1 protein-coding gene is annotated in these 716 nt (G+C 51.0%); it reads left to right on the plus strand.

Features of this window, described 5'->3' with window-relative positions; translation table 11 throughout:
• A partial coding sequence (locus tag R7Z77_RS25530) for a metallopeptidase TldD-related protein (RefSeq protein WP_318137073.1) occupies positions 1–716 on the plus strand: 716 nt, incomplete at both ends.

Here is a 716-nt window from a genome sequence, read left to right on the forward strand (position 1 = left end):
TTGATTGTGGTGTTGGTGTGCGTGCGGTGACGGGCGAAAAAACCGGTTTCGCCTACTCAGATCAAATCAATCCGGAAGGTTTGAAGCAAAGTGCTATTGCGGCGCGAGGCATTGCGCAGCAGGGCCAAAATGGCAAAGTTCAAGCATTCAAACGTTCGGAAAATCAAGCTTACTATGATGCGGTTAACCCGCTAGCAAGCTGGGAAAAACAACAAAAAACCGAGTTACTGATGTCTTTGGATGCGTACATTCGCACTAAAGAGCCTCTGATCAAAGAGGTTTCTATTAGCATCAGTGGCGTGCACGAGCAAATGCTAGTTGCCGCTACAGATGGCACTTACGCTGGTGATACTCGTCCGCTTGTTCGACTATCCATCAGTGTACTTGCACAGAAAGGTGACCGTCGCGAGCGTGGCAGTGCTGGTGGTGGTGGTCGTTTTGGCTACGATTTCTTCTTGTCTGAAACAGATGGCGTGAAGCAAGCCTTCCACTTCGCGGACGAAGCCATCCGTATGGCGTTAGTTAACCTAGAAGCAGAAGCTGCACCTGCAGGTATGATGCCTGTAGTTCCGGGCTCTGGTTGGCCGCGCGTATTGCTGCCTGACGCGGTAGGTCACGGTTTAGAAGGGGACTTCAACCGCAAAGAGTCGTCGGTATTCTCTGGCAAAATGGGTCAGCAGGTGACGTCATCGCTATGTACGATTGTGGATGATGGT

It is taken from the genome of Vibrio sp. 1401 (assembly GCF_033340295.1).